This window comes from Sphingomonas sp., assembly GCF_023266535.1.
GTDB lineage: Bacteria > Pseudomonadota > Alphaproteobacteria > Sphingomonadales > Sphingomonadaceae > Sphingomicrobium.
The window spans coordinates 1-24,585 of the sequence record NZ_JAHFPY010000017.1; the positions used below are offsets into that span (position 1 = coordinate 1).

The window sequence follows — 24,585 nt, forward strand, 5'->3', positions numbered from 1 at the left end:
AGAAGCGCGGGTCAAAGCCGACGACCTGGGCTAGCCAGCCGTCGCGCGTCTGCTGCACCGCGATCTTGCGCAGCAACACCCTCGGAAATCGGACGACGTCGCCCATGGCACCCTCCTTCGACGGTCAGGTGCTAGGCAACCTCGGCTTCGTCGATCAGGCGCTGCAGCGAGGCTGCGGTGACGAGCGTGCGCCCGCCGACCCGGCGCAAGTCGAGCCTCCCCTGTTTTGCCAAGCGATAGAGAAATGTCCGGCCGATTCCGATAGCGCTCATGGCCTCGGGCACCGTGTAGGCAATCTTTGGAGAGTTGTTCATGGAATGCTCCCGTCTTCAAAAGGACGGGTTCCTATTAGTCACATATTTTCCGAGGGCGTTAGGTCCGCTGGTGCCGAATGGAACGCACGGAAAACAGCGAGAATTTCACTTGGCCACGGACCGGTGCAAAACTTTTTCTGTGGATAAGTCGCGTCGAAACGTCACGGCGCCGTGACACTTTCAGGCGCCGAAAAGACTTGAGCTAACCGACGTCGGTTACTTTCGAAACTTCGCGACGTCGCGAACATTTGAAACTTCCCGCCGGCGGGAACATTGCCTTGGAGAACAAGCTCAGAGTGTCCCGTCGACGGGACGTTTGAAACCTCACGTCGACATGAGGTTTAAGCCTTGAGCTTGACGACCTCCGCGCTGCCTTCACCGTTCGCAAATCGCCCCCAAGCGTTCATCAGCTCGCGACGGCGATCGAAGAAGTCGGTCCGCTTGTAAGCCGCCTCCACGGCGTTCGACACCGCATGCGCCAACGCAGCCTCGGCGATCTCTCCTGCAACCGACGTCTGCTCGGCTGCCCAGTCGCGGAATGAGCTGCGGAAGCCATGCGCCGTGCAATCCATCTTCATGTCGCGCAGCGTCTTGGTCAGCGCCATGTCGGACAGAGCAACGCCCTTGCCATTGGGAAAGACGTGCTTGGAGCCAGTGCGCCGAACCTCCGCCGCCCTTTGCAACACGGCCAGCGCTTGGCCCGAAAGCGGAACGCGGTGCGGCTTGCGCATTTTCATCCGCTCGGCCGGAATCGTCCAGACGGCTCGCTCCAAGTCGATTTCATCCCACGTCGCGCCGCGGATCTCGCCGCTGCGGCTGGCGCAAAGGATCAGAAGCCGGAGCGCGAGCGCGGCAATGCCGGTCTTCGGTTCAAGCCGTTCCATGAACGCCGGCACGTCCTGGTAGGGCAGGGCGCCGAAGTTGCCCTTCGCCGGCTGCTTGGGGAGGCGCTGGCCGATCGCCTTTGTCAGCGTGGCCTCGAAGTGGCCAGCGTCCGGCCTGGCATAGCTCAATATGTCGACGATCAGCCGGCGGACCTGGCGAGCAACCTCGGGCTTCGTTGTCCAGATTGGCCGTAGGCAGTCGGCAATGCGGTCCGCGTCGATCGATTGCACCTGCAGCCGGCCTAGCGCGGGAAAGGCGTAGGCGGTCAGCTGCGACGAGCCCTGCTTAAGCCTCTTGCCTCCAACCTTTCCCTCGCGATGGTCGAGGAACTTGTCGGCAGCGTCCCGAAACGTGATCACCAGCGCCTCGGGCTGCTTCCAGAGCGTACGCGGGTCGCGACCGTCGGCAAGGGCGCGGCGTACCTCCCACGCCCGGTCGCGCGCCTCGGTCAGTTTGAACAGCTTGGCGCTGCCGATGCCATAGTCGCGCCGCTTGCCGTTGTGCTGCACTCGGGCGACCCATGAGGCCTGCCCGGGCGATCGGACGAACAGGATCAGCCCGTCGCCGTCGCTGTATCTCCCGGGCTTCTCCAAGAGCGCCTTAACTCCGGCTGCGCTCAGCTTACCCATCGGCCCGCTCCCGTTTCGCCTTCCGCGTCCTTCGGAACTCCACTACCTTTTCCCGGGCTTCCATGTCGGCGAGGATGCGCTTCGCCTCGGCCTGGGAGCAATACGCCTTCATCAGGCGGAACGCCTTTTCGGTGAGCATGAATTCGGCGCGCTCGCTGCCGCTGGCGATCGTAAGTTTGAAGTGACGGCCGTGCAGCTCGATTTCCGGCGCTTCGTCGACATAGGCGATCATGACAGCACCGCCCCGAACTCTTCGGCAACTTCATAGACCGCGCGCTTCAAGCCAGGCGTGAGCGTAAGCAGGCTGAAGAGCACCTTGATCGCGCCTTCGTGATGCGACCGGTCCAACAGCTGTTCGCTAGGCGGAAGCATGGGATTGTCTCGGGCGGGCGGATTCCAGACGTAGGGCATCGGATAGCCCATGCTGCAGCCGGTTATCTCCAGCGAGCGCGACCGATCGCGTGCAAAGATGCCACCCAAGGCTTCGAAGCGGTCAATCCACGCCGCGGCTATCAGGCGCATGTCGGGGCTAGCCGGTGCCGGTGTATTCTCTAGAGTATCGTTAGCCATGATCGTCTCCTAGCGACGGTTGCGGTCAGGGGTGGCTCGGCGCGCTAACGCCGGGTCGCCCCGCTCTTTGCTTTCAGTTGTTTCCAACAGAAAGTCCCACACTCGTAAGCCGAACGGGCGTGAATGTCAACGCACAGTGGCGCACACGAAAATGGCTGTTTTCTGATGATAATTCATCGCGCTAGTGGCCAGTGGCGAACAGCAGCGAAAGGAAGGGTGGCTCCCCGAGTTGGATTCGAACCAACGGCCGCTCGATTAACAGTCGAGAGCTCTACCGCTGAGCTATCGGGGAACAGGATGCGCCGCCGCCTATAACGCCCTAATCGTCCGTTGCAAGCGCCTACAGCGCGCTTTTGCCACGGAAAATCTGAATGTCCGGTTAGTGGGCGAATTGCTCCATCGCGATGCGCTCGTCGAGGGCATGTTCGGGGTCGAACAATAGGGTCAGCGACCGTTCCCGGTCGAGCGTGACGTCAACCGTGCACACCTCGCGCACCTCGAACTGGTCGGCGACCGCCGCCACCGGCCTTTTGTCGGCTTCCAGCACCTTCAGCCGGATCGAAACATCGTCCGGCAGGATCGCGCCTGACCAGCGGCGCGGGCGGAACGGGCTGATCGAGGTCAGCGTCAGCATCTTGGCCTGCAGCGGCAGGATCGGGCCATGCGCCGAAAGATTATAGGCGGTCGATCCCGCCGGCGTCGCCACCAGCACGCCGTCGGCGACCAGCTCCGGCATCACCACCCGGCCATTGACGCTGATCTCGATCTTCGCCGACTGGCGCGTCTCGCGCAGCAGCGACACTTCGTTGATCGCCGGATGGACCCAGGTTTCGCCCCGGATATTGGTCGCTTCCATCGTCAGCGGGGCGACCCGGATCTGCTTGGCGCCCTGGATCCGCTCGAACAGCCGGTCCAGCCGCCACTCGTTCATCAGGAAGCCGAACGTGCCGCGGTTCATGCCGAATACCGGGCGCGCTTCGCCGTCCTCGAGCATCGCGTGCAGCGTTTGCAGCATGAAGCCGTCGCCGCCCAGCGCGACCAACGTTTCCGCTTTGTCTTCCTCCGCCCAGCTGTAGCGGCGGCGGAGCAGCGCCTCGGCCGATTTCGCCGCTTCGCCCGGCGAGGCAACCAGCGCGATGCCGTGCGCGGCGAGGTCGCGCTCGGGCGTGGCGGGCGAGGGGCGGGCGACGTTCACGCGCATCAAAATAGAGCATTGCCCGGAAAGCGCCACTGTCCCGATTGGGCACGCGCCCGATTGGCGCCTTGGTCGGGTAGGCTGGCCGGGGCTAAGTCCCCACCATGCGTAATTGGCTCAAATGGCCAGGGTTCGGGGGCAGGCGGGTGTCGGACCGCAAGGTTTCGGCGCCCGCTTTGCCATTGAACGACCGCGACCTCGAGCAGGCCATTCGCCGCGACCGCATCGAACTTCGCTTCCAGCCGCAGATTGAGCCGGCCAGTGGCCGCATCCTCGGCGTCGAGGCGTTGGCCCGCTGGAGCGGCGCCGAAAGCCCCGAGGAGCTGTTTGCCCGCGCCGAAACCACGGGCCTCGCCGAGCGCCTCTCCCGTGCCATCCAGCGCAAGGCGCTGCGCACCGCCGGCGCCTGGACCGGGCCCCTCTCTGAACTGCATCTGTCGATCAACCTTTTGCCGCGTGACCTTGACCGCCCCGGCTATGAGCAATGGCTGCTGGCCGAGATTGCCCATGCCGGCCTCATCCCTGAGCAGATCACCGTCGAGATCGTCGAAAGCAGCCTGATGGCCGACAGCCTCGAAGTGGCGGGCCGGCTTTCCCGCCTGCGCGCCGCCGGTGTCCGCATCGCCATTGACGACTTCGGCACCGGCTACTCCAGCCTCGCCTATCTGACCTCACTCCCGATCGACGCGATCAAGATCGACCGCGGCCTGATCAACCACATCGTCGGCGGCACCCGCGACCGGATTGTCGTCAAGGCGATGATCCGCCTCGCCCGCGAGCTTGGCCTCAAGGTGGTCGTCGAGGGCGTCGAGAATATCGCCCAGCTTCACTTGCTCGAGGAATGGGGCTGCGACCTCTACCAGGGCTTCCTCGGTGCCCAGCCGCTCGATGAGGCCGAATTGAAACGCTTCGTCGCCGCTTCCGCCCGCACCGCTGCCGCCTAGGCCGGCTCCAGCTCCTTCTTCTCGCTTGCCGCCAGCACCCGCATCAGCCCGCGCGAGATTTGCAGTGCGCCCTGCAATCGGGATTCGCCGGTCGGCCATTCGCGGCTGATCACCAGCTTGCTGTCGGGCCGCAGCCTGGCCGCGCCCTTCAGCTTGGCGACATAGTCGAGCAGTCCGGGCAGATCGGGGAAGCCCGACGGCGCGAACGTCACCACCGCGCCCTTGGCGCCGACATCCAGCTTGGCGATCATCGCCTTTTTGCAATTGGTCTTGGTTTCAACGATTTGCAGCAAATTCTGCGTTTCCTCCGGCAGCTTGCCAAAGCGGTCGATCAGCTCGGCCGCGAAGGCCTCGACGCCTTGCCGGTCCTCCAGCTCGCCGAGCCGGCGATAGAGGCCCATCCGAAGGTCGAGGTCGGGCACATAATGTTCGGGGATGAGGATTGGCGCCTCGACGTTGATCTGCGGCATGAACTCCTCGCGCCGCTCCGCCGCGCCCGACTTCTGCTCGAGGATCGCGTCCTCCAGCATCGACTGGTAAAGCTCGAAGCCGACCTCCTTGATGTGGCCCGACTGTTCGTCGCCGAGCAGGTTTCCGGCGCCGCGAATATCGAGGTCATGGCTCGCAAGCTGGAATCCGGCCCCTAGGCTGTCGAGATTGGCCAGCACCTGCAGCCTCTTGTCCGCCCCCTCGGTCAGCGCCCGGTCGGGCGGCGTGGTCAGATAGGCATAGGCGCGGGTCTTGGCGCGGCCGACGCGGCCCCGGAGCTGGTAGAGCTGGGCCAGGCCGAACCGGTCGGCGCGGTGGACGATCAGCGTATTGGCCGACGGGATATCGAGGCCGCTCTCGACGATCGTCGTCGATAGGAGGACGTCGTAGCGCTTGTCGTAGAAAGCGCTGATCCGCTCCTCGACCTCGCCCGCGCCCATTTGCCCATGGGCGGTGACCGCCTTCACCTCGGGCACTTCCTCGCGCAGCCATTCCTCCAGGTCGGGGAGGTCGGCGATCCTAGGCGCGACCAGGAAGCTCTGCCCGCCGCGATAATGTTCGCGCAGCAGCGCCTCGCGCATCACCACCGCGTCCCACGGCGCGACATAAGTCCGCACCGCCAGCCGGTCGACCGGCGGGGTCTGGATCACGCTGAGTTCGCGCAGCCCCGACATCGCCATCTGCAAGGTGCGTGGGATCGGCGTCGCCGTCAGCGTCAGGACGTGGACGTCCTCCTTGAGCGCCTTCAGCTTCTCCTTGTGGGCAACCCCGAAATGCTGCTCCTCGTCGACGATCACCAGGCCCAGCTTCCTGAACTTGATCGATTTCGACAGCAGCGCGTGGGTGCCGATGACGATATCGACCTTGCCCTGCTCGAGCCGCTCTTTCGTCGCCTTCTGCTCCGCCGCCGGGACCAGCCGCGACAGCCGCCCGATCTCGACCGGAAATCCTTGGAACCGCTCGACGAAATTGCGATGATGTTGCCTCGCCAGCAGCGTGGTCGGGCAGATCAGCGCCACCTGGTAGCCCGCCATCGCCGCCACGAACGCCGCCCTCAGCGCTACTTCGGTCTTGCCGAACCCGACATCGCCGCACACCAGCCGGTCCATCGGCTTGCCGCTGCCCAGATCCTCCAGCACCTCGGCAATTGCCCGGTCCTGGTCGTCGGTCTCCTCATAGGGGAAACGGTCGACGAACTCGGGCAGGGTCGCGTCTGCTTCGGCCACCTGGCCAGGCCGGGTCGCCCTAATCGCGGCAGTCTTGATCAGCTCATTGGCGATCTCGCGGATCCGCTCCTTCATCCGCGCTTTGCGCCGCTGCCACGCCTCGCCGCCCAGCCGGTCGAGGTTGGCGCCATCTCCAGCCCCGCCATAGCGGGTCAGCACGTCGATATTCTCGACGGGCACGTAGAGCCGGTCGCCGCCCGCGTAGCTAAGGGCGACGCAATCGTGCGGCGCCTTGCCGACCATCACCGACGTCAGCCCTTCGTAGCGGCCGATGCCATGCTCCATGTGAACGACCAGGTCGCCGGGCGTCAGCGCGGCCAGCTCGGCGAGGAAGGCGTCGGCGCTCTTGCGGCGCTTCTTGCGGCGGACCAGTCGGTCGCCGAGCATGTCCTGCTCGGTCAGCACCGCCACTTCCGGCCCGGCAAAGCCATGGTCGAGCGGCAGCACGATCAGCGCCGCATCGGTCCGTGCCCCCAGCGCTTCCTGCCAGCTTGCCGCGAGCTTCAGGCTCTTGAGGCCATGATCCTCGAGCAGTCCGGCGAGGCGCTCGCGAGCGCCCGTCGTATAGCTCGCCAGCACGATCTTCTTCTGGTTTTTCCGCAGCTTGGCGACGTGCTTGGCGACCGCCTCATAGACATTGGCGCCCTGCGCCCGTTCGGCGCCGAAATCGCGCGGCCCGTCGACTCCGAAGTCGATGACCTTGTCGCTGGCCGGCTGCGAAAAGGGGGTGGCGAGATGGATCGGCCGTTCCTCGACCGCCCCGCGCCATTCCTTGCTCGACAGGTACAGTGCCGACGGCGCCAGCGGCCGGTAGCTGCCCGGCTCGGCGATCATCGCCTTCTCGCGGTTGGCAAAATAATCCTCGATCGCTTCGTGCCGCGCCTCCAGGGCCCCGTCGGCGTTCGCATCGCGGACGATGACGTCATGCTCGCCCAAATGATCTAACAGCGTTGAAAGCTTCTCCTCGAGCAAAGGCAGCCAATGCTCCATCCCCGCGAGCCGCCGCCCGTCGCTGATCGCCTGGTAGAGCGGGTCGCCGGTGGCGTTTGCGCCGAACTGCTCGCGGTAACGGGCGCGGAACCGCTTGACCGTCTCCTCGTCGAGCAGTGCTTCGCTCGCCGGCATCAGGGTGAAGGTCCCGGCCGTCCCGGTGCTGCGCTGGTCGGCCGGGTCGAACCGCCGCATCGTCTCGATCTCGTCGCCGAAGAAATCGAGCCGGATCGCCTGGTCCTCGCCGGCCGGGAACAGGTCGACGATCGAGCCGCGCACGGCGAACTCGCCGGCATCATGGACGGCGTCGGTCCGCTGGTAGCCGATCGCCACTAACTGCTCGACCAGCCGGTCGCGCTCGATCCGCTCACCCTCGGCCAGCGTCCGCGTCAGTTGGCGGATGCGGAACGGCGTCAGGATGCGCTGGGTGACCGCATTGGCGGTGGTCATTAGCAGCTGCGGGCCCTTGCGCTTCCCCTGCAGCTTCTCCAGCGCCGCCAGCCGCTCGGCCATGACCCTGAGGGCCGGGGAGGCGCGGTCGTAGGGCAGGCAGTCCCACGCCGGAAAGCTCAGCACCTCCACGTCGGGCGCGAACACCGGCACCGTGTCCTGCAGCGCGCGCATTGCGGCTTCGTCCGCCGCGATGACGACGGCGCGTCCGCCATCGCCCGTGCCATGCGCTGCGCGCGCCAGGTCCGCTGCCAGCCACGGCAGGAACCCCGCCGGCACGCCTGCCAGGGTCAGCGGCGCCCCGGCCTTCAATATGCGGTTCAGTGGCTCGCTCATTTGCTCACCTTGATGAAATCCAGCCGCTTCAGCGCATCCATCATCGGCCCCTGGTAGCGCTCGGGCACGTCCTGCGTGCCGATTGCCCAGGCCATGATGTCGACGTCCTGCTCGGTCAGCAGCGCTGCGAACAGCGCGCGTTCATGCGCGTCCCAGCCTGCGTGGTGCGCTTCGAAGAAGCCGCCGATCATCATGTCGGCCTCGCGCGTCCCGCGATGCCAGGCACGGTATTTCAGCGCCCTGAGAACCTCATCCACGACTCGCCGACCTCCAACGCAAATTGACCCGCGGCGGATTCGCAGCGGGCTCACACGGCCCATGTAGGCAGTTGCGTTCCTCCCCGCTAGGGTCGCACCAATGCGCCCCGACCTGCTTAATCCGCTGTTTGCCGAAGTGGAGGCGCTGAAGGGCGTCGGGCCGGGTATCGCCAAGGCGCTGGCCCGCCTCAGCCTCACCCGCGCCATCGATCTTGCCTATCATTTGCCGACTGGGACCATCGACCGCGTCCGCGCGCCGCATGCCAGTCAGGCCTTGCTGGGCCGCATTGTCGTGCTTGACGTCGTGCCGGTCCAGGTCCGTGCCGGAACGGGCAAGGCGCCCTTGCGCATCTATGCCCGCGACGGCGACGACAACACACTGACGCTGACCTTCTTCAATAACCCGGCATGGGCGAAGAAGCAGTTGCCGCTCCACGAGAAGCGCACTGTCATCGGCAAGCTCGACCAATGGGGGCAGGAGTGGCAGATCGTCCATCCCGAAGTGCTGGAGCCGGCCAAGGCCGGCGAGGTGGCGCTGCGCGAGCCGGTCTACGGCCTGACCGAGGGCATTTCCAACAAGCGTATGCGCGAGCTGGCGCTGACCGGGCTCGAACGCGCGCCGGAGCTACCCGAATGGATCGAACCGTCGCAATTGGCGCGTGACCATTGGCCGGCATGGCGCGCGGCGCTGGCCGAAATACATTCCGATCCTGCCGCGACTAACGCCCGCAAACGTCTGTCATACGACGAGATTTTTGCCAATCAGCTGGTCATGATGCTGCTTCGCCAGGTGGCGCGGCGCAAGAAGGGCGTGCCGCTCCAGGGTGACGGCAGGCTCAGCGGCAAGCTGCAACTGCCCTACCAGCTGACCGGCGCGCAGCAGCGGGTGATCGGCGAAATTCGCGGCGACATGGCGCAGGACCGGCCGATGCTGCGCCTGCTCCAGGGCGACGTCGGCTCGGGCAAAACACTGGTCGCGCTGCTGGCGATGCTGGAGGCGGTCGAGGCCGGCGCCCAGGCGGCGATGCTCGCCCCGACCGAAATCCTCGCCCGGCAGCACCACGCCACGCTGCAGCGCCAGTGCGAGGCAATCGGGGTGCGCATTGCCGTTCTCACTGGCCGCGAGAAGGGCCGGGCGCGGGAATCGGTGCTGATGGGCCTCGCCAACGGCTCGATCGATATCCTCGTCGGCACGCACGCGATCTTCCAGCAGCATGTCGCCTATCAGAAGCTCGGACTGATCGTGATCGACGAGCAGCACCGTTTCGGCGTGTCGCAACGGTTGCTTCTCTCCGAAAAGGCCGAGCGGCCGCCGCACCTGTTGGCGATGACCGCGACTCCCATTCCGCGGACCCTGACTCTGACTCATTATGGCGAAATGGATGTTAGCCGTATCGACGAAATGCCGCCCGGAAGGACGCCGGTCGAAACGCTGGTGATCAGCGACCAGAAGTTATCCGATGTGATTGACGGGCTGGGGCGGCACCTAGCGGCCGGCGGCCAGGCTTATTGGGTCTGCCCGCTGGTCGAGGAGAGCGAGGCAGTCGATGCCGCCGCGGCCGAGGAGCGGGCGCGGCTGCTGCGATTCCGATTCGGCGAAGATCGGGTTGGCCTGGTCCATGGCCGGATGAAGGGCCCGGACAAGGATGACGTCATGGCGTCATTCGCCAATGGCGATCTCGGCGTGCTGGTGGCGACCACGGTGATCGAGGTCGGGGTCGACGTCCCCAACGCTTCGCTGATCATCGTCGAGGGCGCCGAGCGCTTCGGCCTTGCCCAGCTGCACCAGTTGCGCGGCCGGGTCGGGCGCGGCGCGGCGGCCAGCCGCTGCATCTTGCTTCGCGGCCAGAATCTGACCGAGACGGGCAGGGCGCGCCTTGCCCTGATGCGCGAGACCAATGACGGCTTCCGCATCGCCGAGGAGGATCTGAAGCTGCGTGGGCCGGGCGAAATGCTCGGCACCCGCCAGTCGGGCGACATCGAATTCAAGGTCGCATCGCCGGAGGATGTCGCCGAGCTGGCGCCGATTGCCCAGGGCGATGCCCGCCTGCTGCTCGACCGCGACGGCGGCCTCGCCAGCGAACGCGGCCAGGCGGCCCGGTTGTGCCTATACCTGTTCGAAAGAGACGCGGCGGTGGAACTTATCAGGGGCGGATAGTTCCCCGGCGAAGGCCGGGGCCCAGTCCGCTGCCAAAGGCAGCGCTTGCGGCGCTGGTCTAGGCTCCCGCCTTCGCGGGAGAACTATCTGGTCAGCAACCCATGCCGCTTCTTGCCGAGGCTGAGCTTGACCGGCTCGCCGGCGATCTCGATCACTAGCATCGGATCGCTGACGGTCTCGCCGTTGAGCTTGACCGCGCCTTCGCCGATCTTGCGCCGCGCCTCGCCATTGGAGGCGGCAAAGCCAAGCCCAGTCAGCGCCTGGACCACGCCGATGCTGCCCTCGGGTACGGCAAGCGTCGGCAAATCGCCGCCGGCCGCACCTTCCTCGAAGGTCCGCCGCGCGGTCTCCGCCGCGGCCTCGGCTGCCTCGCGCCCGTGGAGCATCGCCGTCGCCTCGTTGGCCAGCGCGATCTTCGCCTCGTTGGTCGCCTGGCCCTCGAGTTTCGCCAGCACGCCTATCCGCTCAAGCGGCAGGTCGGTGAACAGTTTGAGGAATTTGACGACATCGGCGTCGGCCGTGTTCCGCCAGAATTGCCAATAATCATAGGCCGACAGCTGGTCGGCATTGAGCCACACCGCTCCGCTCGCGGTCTTGCCCATCTTGGCGCCGTCTGCAGTGGTGATCAGCGGTGTAGTGACGCCGTAGAGTTCCGTGCCATCCATGCGCCGGGCAAGGTCGACGCCGTTGACGATATTGCCCCACTGGTCCGACCCGCCGAGCTGAAGCACGCACTTGTGGCGCAGCGACAGCTCGCGGAAGTCATAGGCCTGGAGGATCATGTAATTGAACTCCAGGAAGGTCAGCGGCTGTTCGCGGTCGAGGCGCAACTTGACCGAATCGAAGGTCAGCATGCGGTTGACGGTGAAATGCGGGCCAACGGTGCGCAGCAAGTCGATATAGGCCAGCTGGCCGAGCCATTCGTCGTTATCGACCATGATCGCGTCGGTCGGGCCGTCCCCGAAGGTCAGGAAATGCTCGAACACCTTGCGGATCGAGGCGATATTGGCCTGGATGACCTCATGGGTCAGCAGCTTGCGGCTCTCGTCTTTGCCGCTGGGGTCGCCGATCTTGGTCGTCCCGCCGCCCATCAGCACGATCGGCTTGTGGCCGGCCTGCTGCATCCGCCGCAGCATCATGATCTGCACCAAGCTGCCGACATGCAGGCTCGGCGCGGTCGCGTCGAAGCCGATATAGCCGGTCACCGCCCCGCGTGACGCCAATGCGTCGAGACCCGCGCCATCGGTCGCCTGGTGGATATATCCGCGCTCGTCGAGCAGGCGGAGGAGGGAAGATTGGAAACTCATTTTGACGCTCTAACCATCTCGTCACCCCCGCGAAAGCGGGGGTCCCGCTTCTTTTCTTCCCATTCGAAGAAAATCGGGATTCCCGCTTTCGCGGGAATGACGATAGGGGGTGAAGCATGCCCAGCCTTTACCGCCATCCCGATGCTCCAGCCGGCGCGATCCAGTCGATCGATGCCGAGCTTGAGCGGATGGATGACGGCGCTGTCGCCATCTTCCAGCTGCGCGGCGATATCTCGAAGCTGGTTATTCCGCCGCCCGCTGAGCCCGAACGGGCCGACAATCTGTGGCGGACTACCTGTTTCGAGCTGTTTGTTGCGGGCGAGGGCACCTCCTATCGCGAGTTTAATTTCTCGCCCTCGGGCCAATGGGCCGCCTATCAGTTCGATGATTACCGGTCAGGGATGCGCAATATTGACGCGCAAATTGAATCCGAAGTTTATCAGGAAAACAATATTTTGCAGTTCGCTGTTGGGATTAGGACTGAGTTTCCCAATCCTGTCCTGGTCGGCCTGACTGCGGTGGTAGAAGAGCTCGGCGGCACCATCGGCTACTGGTCAACCAGCTTCGCACCGGGCAAGCCCGATTTTCACGCCGCAGCCGTGCGGTCCTTGCTGCTGGATGGAGTAAGCGCGGAATGATGCTGGGGGTTGAACGGCTGCTGGTCGATCCGGAACTGCGCAAACCGCTGGAGGGCAAGCGCGTCGCGCTGGTCGCCCATCCGGCCTCGGTCACCTATCATCTGACCCACAGCCTCGACGCGCTGGCGGAAATGGGGATCAGGATCACCGCCGCCTTCGGCCCGCAGCATGGCCTTCGCGGCGACAAGCAGGACAATATGGTCGAGAGCCCGGACTTCATCGATCCGGTCCATGAAATCCCGGTGTTCAGCCTCTACGGCGAGGTCCGCCGCCCGACCGGCCAGTCGATGTCGACCCCTGATGTGGTGCTGATCGACCTGCAGGACCTCGGCTGCCGCATCTACACCTTCATCACCACGCTTTTGTACATGCTTGAGGCTGCGGCCGAGCATGGCAAGGAGGTGTGGGTGCTCGACCGGCCCAACCCGGCCGGTCGCCCGATCGAGGGGCTGACATTGCGTCCGGGTTGGGAAAGCTTCGTCGGCGCCGGGCCGATCCCGATGCGCCACGGCCTTACCCTCGGCGAGCTTGGCCGCTGGTTCGTCGACCATTTCAAGCTCGACGTCGACTATCGGGTGATCGAGATGGAGAATTACCGGCCCGACGAGGGTCCCGGTTTCGGCTGGCCGGCCGACCGCATCTGGGTCAATCCGTCGCCCAACGCCGCCAATCTCAACATGGCGCGCTGCTATGCCGGGACGGTGATGCTAGAGGGCACGACCTTGAGCGAGGGCAGGGGTACGACCCGCCCGCTGGAACTGTTCGGCGCGCCCGATATCGACGCTCGCGCCATCATCGGCATCATGCACGAAACCGCCCCGCAATGGCTCAACGGCTGCATCCTGCGCGACATCTCGTTCGAGCCGACCTTCCACAAGCATGTCGGCCAGCTGTGCAGCGGGGTTCAAATCCACGCTGAGAGTGATCTCTACGATCACCAGGCCTTCAAGCCGTGGCGGCTGCAGTCGCTCGCCTTCAAGGCGATCCGCAAGCTCTTCCCCGATTACGAGATCTGGCGCGATTTCCCTTACGAATACGCATTTGGGAAGCTGCCGATCGACGTCATCAACGGCTCGCCGCTGCTGCGCTTATGGGTTGACGATCTCAGCGCCGAACCCGGCGACCTCGATGCCATCACCCTGCCGGATGAGCGGGCGTGGGAAGAGGACCGCCGGCCCTACTTGCTCTACTGATTTCGGGCTTTCGGATCGGCGACACAAGCGACACCAGCACGAATGAAATGATCATCAGCAGGTACCAGCTGCCGAGCTTGGTCATTGGTACCATGTGCCACCCGTCATTCTGGCTGGGATAGGTCCATGCTCTCGCGAACGTGCCGAGATTCTCGGCAAACCAGATGAACAGCGCCACCAGCCCGAAGCCGACCAGCAAGGGCATAGACCTAAAGGCCGAGAGCGGACGGAACCAGACCCAGCATTTCCAAAACAGCAAAGCAGTGAACGCGAACAGCGCCCAGCGCATGTCCACCACCCAATGATGCGCGAAGAAGTTGACGTAGATGCCGACCGCCAGCAGCCAAGTTGCCCACCGCGGCGGATAGAAGGTGAAGCGAAAGTCGAACCCGCGCCAGACCCTCGCAAGATAGCTGCCAACCGCGGCATACATGAAGCCGGAAAACAGCGGCACGCCGCCGATCCTGAGCACCGCCGCCTCCGGATAGACCCAGCTTCCGGCCGCGGTCTTGAACAATTCCATGATCGTCCCGACGACGTGAAAGATGAGGATCACCGACGCTTCGCGCGGCGTTTCGAGCCGAAATGATAGCATCGCCGCCTGCACCAGCACGGCGTAGATGGTCAAAGCGTCGTATCGTTGGATCGGAGCGTCGACGGGCCACCAGAAATGGGTCGCCAGCAATGCCGCCAGCATCAGCGCGCCGAACAGGCACGCCCACCCTTGCTTGAACACGAATACCGAAAATTCGAACAGCCACCCCGGCCAGCCCGGCGAAACCGAAGCCCGCTCCAACTGCTCGCGAACATAGGCGAACCGGCTGTGGCGGATCATCGTTTCCGGCTCAGTTGGCAAAGCGCGGATCGTCCTTGCCGACCTTCTCGGCATGCCATTCGGCGCCGTTCGGCCCGACGCGCTGGTAGGTCACGATCCGGTCGGTCTCGGCGCATTCCCCCAGGTCGATCTCGCGGTCCGGAAGCAGCGCAATCGCACGGGCCCCGACATAGATCACCACCTGGCGCGCACCGCCCGCCGTCAGCTGCTTCAACTCATCGTAAAACGGCGCTTGCCGCCAGGCGTCGGGCCGGGACAGGTCAACATGGACCGCGATCCGCCGTCCATCGAGTTCATTCGCCAGCACCATTTTCGAGCGCGCCGGGTACCAATGGTCGGGCAGGCCCTCGGACATCAGCCAGGCGCAGTTGAAGTCCCGGCAGCTCCCCGGCCGCTGGTCATAGATGTTGCATCCTTCACCGATCGCACAATGCTGGCACCACACATCCTTGGGTTTGGCCAGCTCGGGGATCACCATCAGCTTGCAGCATAGCGTGCAGCCGCCGCATTCGCGCGCCATCACCGCTTCCGGCTCAGCTCGCGCATCGCCTCGTCGAGCCCGTCGAGGGTGAGGCCGTACATTCGCTCGTCCATCAGCCGCTTCAGGATCGCGGTCGAGGCCGAGTGCCCCCAATAGGCTTCGGGCGTCGGGTTGATCCACGCCGCGCTCGGATAGGTGTCGGTCAGCCGCTTCAGCCACACCGCGCCCGCTTCCTCGTTCATATGCTCGATCGAGCCGCCGGCATGGGTGATTTCATAGGGGCTCATCGACGCATCGCCGACAATCACCAGCTTATGGTCGCGGCCGAACTTGTGGATGACGTCATGGGTCAGCGTCTTCTCGACGTGGCGGCGGCGATTGTCCTTCCACACGCCCTCGTAGATGCAGTTGTGGAAGTAGAAATGCTCGAGATGCTTGAACTCGCTCTTGCAGGCCGAGAACAGCTCTTCCGCCACCCTCACATGCCCGTCCATCGACCCGCCGATGTCGAGGAACAGCAGCACCTTGACCGCATTGTGTCGCTCGGGCCGCATCTGGACGTCGAGCCAGCCCTGCCGCGCCGTGCCGTCGATCGTCCCGTCGAGGTCGAGCTCCTCGGCCGCGCCTTCGCGGGCAAAGCGCCTTAGCCGCCTAAGCGCCACCTTGATGTTGCGCGTGCCCAGCTCCTGCGTCCCGTCGAGATCGCGAAACTCGCGCTTCTCCCACACCTTGATTGCACGGCCATGCTGTCCGGGACCGCCGATCCTGACCCCTTCCGGATTGTAGCCGCCATGGCCGAAGGGCGAGGTGCCGCCAGTGCCGATCCACTTGTTGCCGCCCTGGTGGCGGGCCTTCTGCTCTTCCAGCCGCTCTTTCAGCGCCTGCATGATTTCTTCCCAGCTGCCGAGGCTCTTGATCTCCTCCATCTGCTCGGGGGTGAGATAGGCTTCGGCGACTAGCTTCAGCCATTCCTCGGGGATTTCGGTCTTGAGCTCCTCGCCGCCGGTCGCGATCAGCCCCTTGAACACTTCGGTGAACACCCGGTCGAAGCGGTCGAGCTGGCTCTCGTCATGCACGAAGGTCGCCCGGGCGAGGTAATAGAATTGCTCGGGCTCCGCAGCGATCACCTCGGCGTCCATCGCTTCCAGGAGCAGCAAATGCTCCTTCAGCGAGGCGGGAATGCCCCCGCGGCGCAGCGCTTCGACGAAACCGATGAACATGGTCCCGCCTTAGCGCGGCCCGCCCGGCGATGCCATGTTTCGCGTGGTTAACTAGGCTTTAGCACTTGGCCGGTAAGCCATGCCCCGAATTCAAGTGGGGAACTGGGTGCAATGGCCACGCTCGGCATCGAACAAATTACCGAAAATGCGATCCGCAATGTCGCCCGCGATTGCGGGTCTTTGTCGATCGAGTGCAGCGACGTTGCCGGCTATGTCGAGGGGGTGGCGGAGCGGATCGGCGAGCATCTGAAGGTGCTCGACACGCTCGAGGAGGTGACCACCCGGCTGCTCGCCGACCAGGCGCGGGTATCGGATTCGACCGACGAGGCGCGGCTCCTTAGCGAACAGGCCAAGGCCAAGCTTGAGGCCGGGCGCGAGGCGATCGACGGCACCATCCAGGGGTTCAAGGGACTGACCGAGCTGATCGTCCAGCTGGGCGAGCGGATGGCTGGTTTCGCCGGCGCCATGAACCAGGTCCAGACCGTTTCCTCGACGATCGAGACGATTGCGCGGAAGACCAACATGCTGGCGCTTAACGCGACCATCGAGGCGGCCCGCGCCGGCGATGCCGGCCGCAGCTTCGCGGTGGTGGCCGCCGAAGTGAAGAAGCTGGCCCACGACACCCGCGCCGCGACCAGCCAGATTGCTTCGACCATTGGCGAGTTGACCCGCGAGGCCAGCGCCGTCACCAGCGAGATCAAGACCGGGGTCGAGCGCAGCCGCACCGCCCAGGCCGGCTTTTCGCAGATCAACGAGACGGTCAAGGAAGTGACCGAGATCGTCTCGATGGTCGACCGCCAGACCGAGGGCATCGCCCATTCGACGTCGCTCATCCAGACCAGCGTCGACCGGGTGAAGGCCGGCCTTAGCGACTTTGCCGGCGATGCCCGCGACAATGGCGGCAAGCTGATCAAGGCCCAGAAACGCCTCAGCCACCTCGAAATGCTGTCCAACAACATGCTCGATACACTGGCCAACTCGGGCGCCGAGATCGACGACACGCCGATGATCCTGCTTGCCCAGGAAGCGATGCGGGCGATTAACGCGGCGGTCGAACAGGCCATCGACAAGGGCGAGATCAGCATGGAGGCGGTCCACGACCGCAACTACCAGCTGATCGAAGGCTCCAACCCGCCGCAATACAACAACGGCTTCTGCGATATCGCCGACAAATATGTCCGGCCGCTGCTCGACAAGTTCAAGTCGACCGAGCCCAAGATCATCGGCTCGGCCATCACCAATCTCGACGGCTATCTGCCGACCCACCTCAGCGAGCGGTCGCAGACTCCCGGTCCGGATCCGGTGTGGAACGATGCCAATTGCCGCAACAAGCGCATCTTCATGGACGAAATCACCCGCAAGGCCTGCGAAAGCGAGCAGCCGGCGATGCTGTCGACCTACCGGATGGAGCTGGGCGACCGCTACATCCCGGTGAAGAACGTATTTGTGCCGCTCTATTTCAAGGGCCGCCGCTGGGGCAATTTCGAGCTCGCTTACCGCGACGAATAGTCGTGACACAGGCGCGATCAGCCTCAACCGACTTTAACGCCGACGCGATTGCCGATGTCGCCCGCGATTGCGGGTCTTTGTCGATCGAGTGCAGCGACGTTGCCGGCTATGTCGAGGGGGTGGCGGAGCGGATCGGCGAGCATCTGAAGGTGCTCGACACGCTTGAGGAAGTGACCACCCGGCTGCTCGCCGACCAGGCGCGGGTTTCGGATTCGACCGACGAGGCGCGGCTCCTTTCCGAACAGGCCAAGGCCAAGCTCGAGGCCGGTCGCAAGGCGATCGACGGCACCATCCAGGGGTTCAAGGGGCTGACCGAGCTGATCGTCCAGCTGGGCGAGCGGATGGCCGGCTTTGCCGGCGCCATGAACCAGGTCCAGACCGTCTCCTCGACGATCGAGACGATCGCGCGGAAGACCAACATGCTCGCCCTTAACGCCACGATCGAGGCGGCCCGCGCCGGGGACGCCGGCCGCAGCTTCGCGGTGGTTGCCGCCGAGGTAAAGAAGCTGGCCCATGATACCCGCGCCGCGACCAGCCAGATTGCCTCGACCATCGGTGAGCTGACCCGCGAGGCCAGCGCTGTCACGTCGGAGATCAAGACCGGGGTCGAGCGCAGCCGCACCGCCCAGGCCGGCTTCAGCCAAATCAACGAGACGGTCAAGGAAGTGACCGAGATCGTCTCCATGGTCGACCGCCAGACCGAGGGCATCGCCCATTCGACCAGCCTCATCCAGACCAGCGTCGACCGGGTGAAGGCCGGCCTTAGCGACTTTGCCGGCGATGCCCGCGACAATGGCGGCAAGCTGATCAAGGCCCAGAAACGCCTCAGCCACCTCGAAATGCTGTCCAACAACATGCTCGATACACTGGCGAACTCGGGCATTCGCCTCGCCATCACGCCGCTGGTCGACAAGGCCAAGGACACCGCGGTCGAGATCGCGGCGCTGATCGAACGGGCTGTCGCCGACGGGCGCATCGCCATCGGCGACGTGTTCGACCAGGACTATGTCCCGGTGCCGGGCAGCAATCCGCAGCAATATCTCAACCGCTTTTGCGATTTCGCCGACGCCCAGGTTCGGCCGATCCTCGACCGGGTCATGCGCGAGGATCCGCGGGTCGTCGCGGCGGTGATCAGCGACACCAACAGCTATTTGCCGACCCATATCAGCGAACGTTGCCAGCCGCAGCGCGACGATCCGGACTGGAACGCGGCCAATTGCCGCAACCGCCTGATCACGCTCGACGAGACCACCAAGCGCGCGGTCGAAAGCAATGCCGAGGCCCTGGTCGCGGCCTTCCGCTGGGACCTCGGCATCGACAGCTGGGTCGTCGCCCACGACATCTTCGTACCGCTGTGGGTCAATGGCCGCCGCTGGGGCAATTTCGAGCTGGCGTACCGGGAAGAGTGAGCGTTCCCCGACGAAGGCCGGGGCCCAGGCACATCAGGCCGCTGCTGCCAGCGCCTGCTCCAGATCCTCGATCAAATCGTCCGGATCCTCCAGCCCGATATTCAGCCGGACCAGCAGCTTGCCTGTCTCCGGCGTCGGGCGCCTCAAATCGCCATAGGTCATCACCAGGCTGCCGGCGCCGCCCCAGCTGTAGCCGATCCCGAACAGCTCCAAGGCGTCAACGAGGCGAACGACTTGTTCGCGTGTCCAATTGCCGAAGATGACCGAGAAGATGCTGGCCGAGCCGCTCCAGTCGCGCTTCCAGATTTCATGGCCGGGGCAATCGGGAAAGGCGGGGTGGAGCAGGGCGGTGACCTCGTCGCGCTGCTTGAGCCAGTGCGCCACCTTCAGCGCCGAATCCCCCAGCCGCTGCAGGCGAACGTCGAGCGTCTTGAGTCCGCGCAGCACCAGCGAGCAATCGTCGGGCGACACGCCCATTCCCAGCAGCCGCTGGGCGGCACGGAGCTGCTGGTCGAGCTTGATGTCGCGCGTGGTGACCGACCCCAGTAGCAGGTCGCTATGCCCGCCGGCATATTTGGTGAGGGCCTGGATGCTGATGTCGACGCCGGCGGCGTAGGCGTCGAACAGCACGCCGGCGCCATAGGTATTGTCGATCGCGACCTTGACGCCGCGCTCATGCGCCACCGCGCAGATGGCCGGAATGTCCTGCACTTCCATGGTGATCGAACCCGGGCTTTCGGTCCAGACCAGCGTCGTGTTGCGGCGGATCAGGTCAGCGATGCCGCCGCCGATCATCGGCTCGTAGCGCTCGACCTCGATGCCCAATCCCTTCAACATGTCGAACGCCAGCTCGGTATTGGGGCCATAGGCGCTGCGGGTCAGCAGCACATGGTCGCCTGACTTGCAGAAAGCGAAATAGGGGAGGGCGAGCGCGGCCTGTCCGCTTGGCACGATCAGGCAATGGTCGGCGCCCTCGATCGCGGCAATCTGCAGCGCCAGCTCGCGGACCGTCGGCGTGCCGTAGAGACCGTAGCGATATTGGTCGGGATCGGTTGAATCGCGCGCGTCCGCGACCGACTTGAACAGCACTGTCGATCCGCGCGCGGTCGGCGTCGCCAGCGACTGGAATTCGGTTGGAGCGCGGCGATCCGGGCGGATCAGCCTGGTAGCGAGCCGGCGTTTTTTCGGCTCGTCCGCCATCTAGACCTTGCGCCTCGCCATGAACGCCAGCCGCTCGAACATCATCACATCCTGCTCGTTTTTCAGCAGCGCGCCGTGCAGCGGCGGGATCGCCTTGGTCGGGTCCTGGTTCTGCAGCACCTCGAGCGGCATGTCCTCGTGCAACAGCAGCTTCAGCCAGTCGAGCAGTTCGCTGGTCGACGGCTTCTTCTTGAGGCCCGGCACCTCGCGGATGTCGTAAAAGATATCGAGCGCACGGCTGACCAGCAGCTTTTGAATCTTGGGGAAATGGACGTCGATGATCGCGCTCATCGTGTCGCGGTCGGGAAAGCGGATGTAGTGGAAGAAGCAGCGGCGCAGGAAGGCGTCGGGCAATTCCTTCTCGTTGTTCGAGGTGATCACCACCACCGGGCGCTCGACCGCCTTCACCGTCTCGTTGGTCTCGTAGACGTGGAACTCCATCCGATCGAGTTCCTGGAGGAGGTCGTTGGGAAATTCGATGTCGGCCTTGTCGATCTCGTCGATCAGCAGCACCGGCAGCTCGGGCGAAGTGAACGCATCCCACAGCTTGCCGCGTTTGATATAGTTTCTGATGTCGTGGACCCGCTCGTCGCCGAGCTGCCCGTCCCTGAGCCGCGCCACCGCATCATATTCGTAGAGGCCTTGGACGGCGCGCGTGGTCGACTTGATGTGCCATTCGATCAGCGGCGCGCCGAGCGCCTCGGCAATCTCGTGCGCCAGCACCGTCTTGCCGGTTCCCGGCTCGCCCTTGACCAGCAGGGGGCGGCGCAGCTTGACCGCGGCATTGACCGCGACCTTGAGGTCGTCGGTCGCGACATAGTTGGAAGTGCCTTCGAAACGCATGGGGACTGCCTATTGGCTGTCCATTTTGGTTTGGCAAGTTGCCGGCTTCCAGTGCTCGCCGTATTGCGCAGCCGCGCCCCCGGCGCGGCGTACTAAAACGCTCCCCCGGACAGGCTGCGCGCTTCAGTCTAGTCGATGCGCGCTCCGGCGCGAGCTTCGAGCAGGTCGAACAGGGCGCGGTTCTGGAGTAGCAGTTGCTCGCCGCCGAAGCCCAGGGCGCGCTCGCTTGCCGGCCCGTCGGTACCGTCGCCGATCACCCGGACGATCGAGCTTTCCTCGGGCAGGGTCAGGACGGGGATCTGCATGCCAACGCGGTTGGCCGCGCGGTCGAATAGGGCGCGGATCGCCGGCCAGTCGGCCATCAGCGCGGTCGCCGCGCCGAGCGCGCAGCCGCGCCGCTCCGATCCGGCGAGGGTCTCGATCGCGTGGCGGGCGGCGACCAGCGCCGCTTCGGTCTCGGCCGCGCCCGGAGTCGAGGGCAGCGGGCCGACCGAGGCGGTCAGCCGCACCAGGTACAGCCGCTCGCGCTCATAGGCGTCGGAGGCTTCCTTGAGCCAGTCGCGGACTGATCCGGCCGGGCAATTGTTGAGCGCCAGCTCGATCAGGCCGGGGTGACGGCCATAGAGCGAGCAGAACAGATGGACGGCGTCGGCGAGGTCGCGCGCGTGGGTCGGACCCGACGCGCTCATCAGGCGCAGGCGATAGGCATGGTCGGCCGAGCCCTCAGCCTCGACTCGCGACAGCTGCAGCTGGGCAGCGGTCATCGCCGTCCGGTCGACTGCCTGATTGATCGCCATGCCCGGTCTCTCCTGTCCTACGCTTTAAAGGGTCCTGGCGAGGGACCTTGGGACAAGCTTCTAACCGGCTAGCGTAAAGACAGGGTTTAGACCGGCTTCATCATTTGGTGAGGCAGGTTAAAAAGCGGCTCAAATTGGTACGTTTCCGGGCCCGGAGGGGATGGGGAAGGGTTCCGGGCCCGAAAAACCTGTGAATACTTACGCCGCGATCGGCAGCGCGTCGTCGTCCTCGAACACTTGGGTCGCCTTGGCTTCGACGACCTGCTCGGACGCCGGCACGTTCGGGGCGAACCAGTGGGTGAGGCCAACCACCGCACCGAGGCCGAAATAGGCCAGGATGGTCAGGGTCGGGGCAAAGAACAGCGGGGCAATGAACGCCAGCCGCAGCCACAGCGGGTTGAAGCCGAAATCGCGGCCGATCGCTTCGCACACACCAAGGATGGTGTCGTTACGCAAAGGAAGCGGGGTCGTGTTGGTCATCATCATACCTTTCGGCTTATAGTCAGGGTTCTGTACCCATCCTTAAGCAACTGCCGTGCCAATGGCGGATTTGCGTGGTTTAGCGGTTGAATGGTGCGGCGGAGTTGGTGCACCGCGCCAATTCCCGGCTGCCGGTTGGGAATTTGTCCCATTTACCGGCGCGGGCCCGCGGCGGCCAATCGAAACCGGCTATGGACTTAATAAGCCGGAGCCGCGTCGCTGCTGCGTTCGATATGATAGTCGATGCGGATCCTTACCCACTCGCCGACCATCGACTTGCCGCCGACCCGGGGCGGGCGGACCAGGAACTGCCACGCCGCCTGCCGGACCGCGCCGGCCAGGTGCGATCCCGGCGTCTGGCCCAGCTCGACGCAATTCTCGACCCGGAACCGCGCCACCGTCTTGCACGCCACCAAGCCATAGCCGTCCTCGGCCAGCGACTTGGGCATATAGGTCGACAGCTCGGCGTTGGTCGGCTCGCGGTACCATTCGGCGGCGTAGAGCGGCTCGCCGTTGGGCGCATTGCCGACCATCTCGCTGTCCCCTGGCGCATTGCCAGCCAGCTTCCCCGCGCCCGGCGCATTGCTGCCCAGCTTGCTGATGTCCGCCGCGTCGAGGAAATCCTTGCTCACCTCCATGATCGGCAGCGGCCGCTCGGTGATGGCGTTGGGCAGCGGCGGCAGCCTGGGGTGCTTGATCTCCTTCAGCGCCTTGACCATCCGCTCGGCCGAGGCGGCGGCCTTGTTCTCCCTGGCGCTCGACACATCGAAGGTGGCGATGCTCCCGCCCTTGAACTGCGGCTTCTGCGGTTCCCGAAGGTCGATCGTCAGCAGCGCCAGCAGCAGCGCCACCTCGATCGCCAGCGCCAGCGCCAGCGACGCCAGCCGCCGCCTTACTGGCGAACGTTCCTGGCCGTTTTCGCTATGTTGGAATGTCGCGCTCAAGAGTGCGGCCTTAAGGAAGCCTAGCTGTCAGGTAAGTGAATTGGGGTCTCTATTGAGTGTCCCCATATTCACAACCGCTTGCTTACTCCACCCCCGGTTCTTCCATGGCCAGTGCCGCTTCCATCCGGCAATCCGCCTCGTCGATCGCCGCCAGCAGCTCGTCGAACTGGGGCACGCTGTCGACCGGCCACAGCCGCGTGAAAGTCCGGCCGAGCAGGTCCAGGTCCTCCTCGGTCAGCAATCCGATGGCGACGATATGACGCGGCACAGCCAGCCTCCTCGCGCGAATAAACGCACGAACTGGCATTTCGGGGACATGGTATTCCGTGTCCCCGCAAATGGCTGCAGCGAAGCTAACCCTTCAGCGTAAATCCGGCCTTGATCGTCACCTGGTAGTGGGAGACCTTGCCGTCCTCGACATGGCCGCGGGTTTCGAGCACCTCGAACCAGCGGACGTTTTCCAGCGTGCTGGAGGCGCGGGAGATGGCGTCCTGGATCGCATCCTCGATGCTGTCGGGCGACGAGCCGACCAGCTCGAGAATTTTATAGACGTGGTTGGTCATGTGGGCGAACTCCCGAGCCTGAGCGGAGCGGACGCGCCAGCATACGCCTGCCGGGGCGCAGAGGGTAGCCGGGCGCGGCGGAGGTACGCCGCACTCGAAAATGAAACCATCGAATTGCCGGTGCGTTGGTGATATCCTGTATGCTTTAGGGAGAATGTCGTGCGCAAACAGCTTCTCGTAGCAGTCGCGTGCATCGCCGTGGCCAGCGCGGGGACCGCCTTGGCCCAGGGCCGCAGCGGCGGGGCCGGCGGCGGCGCGGGCGGCGGCATGGGCGCGGGCCCCCCGATGACGCCTCCGGGCCAGTTGGGTGGCGGTATGGGCACCAGCAGCCTCGGCCGCGATCTTGGCTCGCAACATGGCCAGTTCGGCCGTGATTTCGCTGCCCAGCAGCATCTCTCCGCCGCCGAGCTCAAGGTTCAGGCACAGCAGCATCGCGCCGACGCGGCGGCTTTGGCAGCGGCGGTGCGCGGTGGCGCCGACCTGCCGGACAGTGCCGCGGCCCGCATTCGCGCCGCGCTGAAGGACGACATCGAAGCGTGGCGGGAGGAATTCACCGTCGACCGCAAGGCATGGCAGGCGATGCGCGACCAGTGGCTGGTCGATCGCAGCAGCCTGACCGCCGGGCAATGGGCGCAGCGCCGGGCCGACTGGTTCGCCGCTCGCGATTCCTGGATCGCGACGCAAAAGACGTGGGCCATGGCCCACCGCGGCAATTAGGCCGCG

25 protein-coding genes and 1 tRNA gene are annotated in these 24,585 nt (G+C 64.9%); 7 read left to right on the forward strand and 19 right to left on the reverse strand.

What is annotated here, in order from left to right; genetic code table 11:
* Positions 1–131 precede the first annotated feature (131 nt).
* The 6 genes from Q0C64_RS04060 to Q0C64_RS04085 form a co-directional block, all read right to left on the reverse strand.
* On the reverse strand, positions 132–314 hold the full coding sequence (locus Q0C64_RS04060; protein WP_294121009.1) for a helix-turn-helix domain-containing protein: 183 nt from the start codon (positions 312–314) through the stop codon (positions 132–134).
* A 341-nt stretch (positions 315–655) separates the two neighbouring features.
* Positions 656–1,828, reverse strand: coding sequence for a site-specific integrase (locus Q0C64_RS04065; protein ID WP_294121010.1), 1,173 nt, complete (start codon positions 1,826–1,828; stop codon positions 656–658).
* On the reverse strand, positions 1,821–2,060 hold the full coding sequence (locus Q0C64_RS04070; RefSeq protein WP_294121011.1) for a hypothetical protein: 240 nt from the start codon (positions 2,058–2,060) through the stop codon (positions 1,821–1,823). Before Q0C64_RS04070 ends, Q0C64_RS04065 begins: the two co-directional genes overlap by 8 nt.
* The gene (locus Q0C64_RS04075; protein WP_294121012.1) at positions 2,057–2,398 is read right to left on the reverse strand and encodes a hypothetical protein; all 342 of its coding nucleotides are present in this window, start codon (positions 2,396–2,398) and stop codon (positions 2,057–2,059) included. The genes Q0C64_RS04070 and Q0C64_RS04075 overlap by 4 nt, the downstream gene beginning before the upstream one ends.
* Positions 2,399–2,615: 217 nt before the next feature.
* Positions 2,616–2,690: transfer RNA gene (locus Q0C64_RS04080), tRNA-Asn, on the reverse strand.
* An 87-nt stretch (positions 2,691–2,777) separates the two neighbouring features.
* Positions 2,778–3,593 (reverse strand): NAD kinase, encoded by an 816-nt coding sequence (locus Q0C64_RS04085; RefSeq protein ID WP_294121013.1) that lies wholly within the window; start codon positions 3,591–3,593, stop codon positions 2,778–2,780.
* Between the two features lie 104 nt (positions 3,594–3,697).
* Here Q0C64_RS04085 and Q0C64_RS04090 point away from each other — a divergent pair, with 104 nt between their 5' ends.
* Positions 3,698–4,537 carry an EAL domain-containing protein gene (locus tag Q0C64_RS04090; RefSeq protein WP_294121014.1) on the forward strand — a complete coding sequence of 280 codons (840 nt, stop codon included), beginning with the start codon at positions 3,698–3,700 and terminating at the stop codon, positions 4,535–4,537.
* Here the strand turns inward: Q0C64_RS04090 and mfd are convergent.
* Positions 4,534–8,028 carry a transcription-repair coupling factor gene (gene mfd / locus Q0C64_RS04095; RefSeq protein ID WP_294121015.1) on the reverse strand — a complete coding sequence of 1,165 codons (3,495 nt, stop codon included), beginning with the start codon at positions 8,026–8,028 and terminating at the stop codon, positions 4,534–4,536. The genes Q0C64_RS04090 and mfd overlap by 4 nt on opposite strands.
* Positions 8,025–8,285 (reverse strand): succinate dehydrogenase assembly factor 2, encoded by a 261-nt coding sequence (locus Q0C64_RS04100; RefSeq protein ID WP_294121016.1) that lies wholly within the window; start codon positions 8,283–8,285, stop codon positions 8,025–8,027. The genes mfd and Q0C64_RS04100 overlap by 4 nt, the downstream gene beginning before the upstream one ends.
* Positions 8,286–8,385: 100 nt before the next feature.
* Between Q0C64_RS04100 and recG the strand changes: the two genes are divergently transcribed.
* Entirely contained in the window at positions 8,386–10,443 is a 2,058-nt protein-coding gene (gene recG, locus Q0C64_RS04105; protein WP_294121017.1) for an ATP-dependent DNA helicase RecG, read from the forward strand.
* An 83-nt stretch (positions 10,444–10,526) separates the two neighbouring features.
* Here the strand turns inward: recG and tyrS are convergent, their stop codons facing one another.
* The gene (tyrS, locus tag Q0C64_RS04110) at positions 10,527–11,750 is read right to left on the reverse strand and encodes a tyrosine--tRNA ligase (protein WP_294121018.1); all 1,224 of its coding nucleotides are present in this window, start codon (positions 11,748–11,750) and stop codon (positions 10,527–10,529) included.
* Positions 11,751–11,866: 116 nt separating this feature from the next.
* On the opposite strand from tyrS, the gene Q0C64_RS04115 reads away from it, so the two are divergent.
* Positions 11,867–12,388, forward strand: coding sequence for a DOMON-like domain-containing protein (locus Q0C64_RS04115; protein ID WP_294121019.1), 522 nt, complete (start codon positions 11,867–11,869; stop codon positions 12,386–12,388).
* Positions 12,385–13,581, forward strand: a complete 1,197-nt coding sequence (locus tag Q0C64_RS04120) for a DUF1343 domain-containing protein (RefSeq protein WP_294121020.1) — start codon at positions 12,385–12,387, stop codon at positions 13,579–13,581. The genes Q0C64_RS04115 and Q0C64_RS04120 overlap by 4 nt, the downstream gene beginning before the upstream one ends.
* On the opposite strand, the gene Q0C64_RS04125 is transcribed toward Q0C64_RS04120, so the two are convergent.
* Genes Q0C64_RS04125 through Q0C64_RS04135 form a run of 3 tightly spaced genes read right to left on the reverse strand, consistent with a single transcriptional unit; the run spans position 13,523 to position 16,117 of the window.
* Positions 13,523–14,416 carry a DUF817 domain-containing protein gene (locus Q0C64_RS04125; protein WP_294121021.1) on the reverse strand — a complete coding sequence of 298 codons (894 nt, stop codon included), beginning with the start codon at positions 14,414–14,416 and terminating at the stop codon, positions 13,523–13,525. The genes Q0C64_RS04120 and Q0C64_RS04125 overlap by 59 nt on opposite strands.
* Before the next feature lie 10 nt (positions 14,417–14,426).
* Complete coding sequence (locus tag Q0C64_RS04130; RefSeq protein WP_294121022.1) at positions 14,427–14,936, reverse strand: hypothetical protein; 510 nt, start codon at positions 14,934–14,936, stop codon at positions 14,427–14,429.
* Positions 14,936–16,117: a VWA domain-containing protein gene (locus Q0C64_RS04135; RefSeq protein WP_294121023.1), complete on the reverse strand. Its 1,182-nt coding sequence runs from the start codon at positions 16,115–16,117 to the stop codon at positions 14,936–14,938. Before Q0C64_RS04135 ends, Q0C64_RS04130 begins: the two co-directional genes overlap by 1 nt.
* A 111-nt stretch (positions 16,118–16,228) precedes the next feature.
* Here Q0C64_RS04135 and Q0C64_RS04140 point away from each other — a divergent pair, with 111 nt between their 5' ends.
* Together Q0C64_RS04140 and Q0C64_RS04145 are read left to right on the forward strand one after the other, a co-directional pair.
* Positions 16,229–17,626, forward strand: coding sequence for a methyl-accepting chemotaxis protein (locus Q0C64_RS04140; RefSeq protein ID WP_294121024.1), 1,398 nt, complete (start codon positions 16,229–16,231; stop codon positions 17,624–17,626).
* 2 nt (positions 17,627–17,628) lie between these two features.
* Entirely contained in the window at positions 17,629–19,035 is a 1,407-nt protein-coding gene (locus Q0C64_RS04145) for a methyl-accepting chemotaxis protein (protein ID WP_294121025.1), read from the forward strand.
* Positions 19,036–19,068: 33 nt separating this feature from the next.
* On the opposite strand, the gene Q0C64_RS04150 is transcribed toward Q0C64_RS04145, so the two are convergent.
* The 7 genes from Q0C64_RS04150 to Q0C64_RS04180 form a co-directional block, all read right to left on the reverse strand.
* On the reverse strand, positions 19,069–20,235 hold the full coding sequence (locus tag Q0C64_RS04150) for a cystathionine beta-lyase (RefSeq protein WP_294121026.1): 1,167 nt from the start codon (positions 20,233–20,235) through the stop codon (positions 19,069–19,071).
* Entirely contained in the window at positions 20,236–21,078 is an 843-nt protein-coding gene (locus tag Q0C64_RS04155) for a MoxR family ATPase (protein WP_294121027.1), read from the reverse strand.
* A 128-nt stretch (positions 21,079–21,206) separates the two neighbouring features.
* Complete coding sequence (locus Q0C64_RS04160) at positions 21,207–21,875, reverse strand: hypothetical protein (protein ID WP_294121028.1); 669 nt, start codon at positions 21,873–21,875, stop codon at positions 21,207–21,209.
* A gap of 198 nt (positions 21,876–22,073) precedes the next feature.
* Positions 22,074–22,355: a PspC domain-containing protein gene (locus Q0C64_RS04165; RefSeq protein WP_294121029.1), complete on the reverse strand. Its 282-nt coding sequence runs from the start codon at positions 22,353–22,355 to the stop codon at positions 22,074–22,076.
* A 197-nt stretch (positions 22,356–22,552) separates the two neighbouring features.
* Positions 22,553–23,299, reverse strand: a complete 747-nt coding sequence (locus tag Q0C64_RS04170) for a hypothetical protein (RefSeq protein WP_294121030.1) — start codon at positions 23,297–23,299, stop codon at positions 22,553–22,555.
* A gap of 82 nt (positions 23,300–23,381) precedes the next feature.
* Positions 23,382–23,567: a hypothetical protein gene (locus Q0C64_RS04175; RefSeq protein ID WP_294121031.1), complete on the reverse strand. Its 186-nt coding sequence runs from the start codon at positions 23,565–23,567 to the stop codon at positions 23,382–23,384.
* Positions 23,568–23,652: 85 nt separating this feature from the next.
* Positions 23,653–23,862: a dodecin gene (locus tag Q0C64_RS04180; RefSeq protein WP_294121032.1), complete on the reverse strand. Its 210-nt coding sequence runs from the start codon at positions 23,860–23,862 to the stop codon at positions 23,653–23,655.
* A 159-nt stretch (positions 23,863–24,021) separates the two neighbouring features.
* On the opposite strand from Q0C64_RS04180, the gene Q0C64_RS04185 reads away from it, so the two are divergent.
* Positions 24,022–24,579 (forward strand): hypothetical protein, encoded by a 558-nt coding sequence (locus Q0C64_RS04185; protein WP_294121034.1) that lies wholly within the window; start codon positions 24,022–24,024, stop codon positions 24,577–24,579.
* Positions 24,580–24,585: the final 6 nt, after the last annotated feature.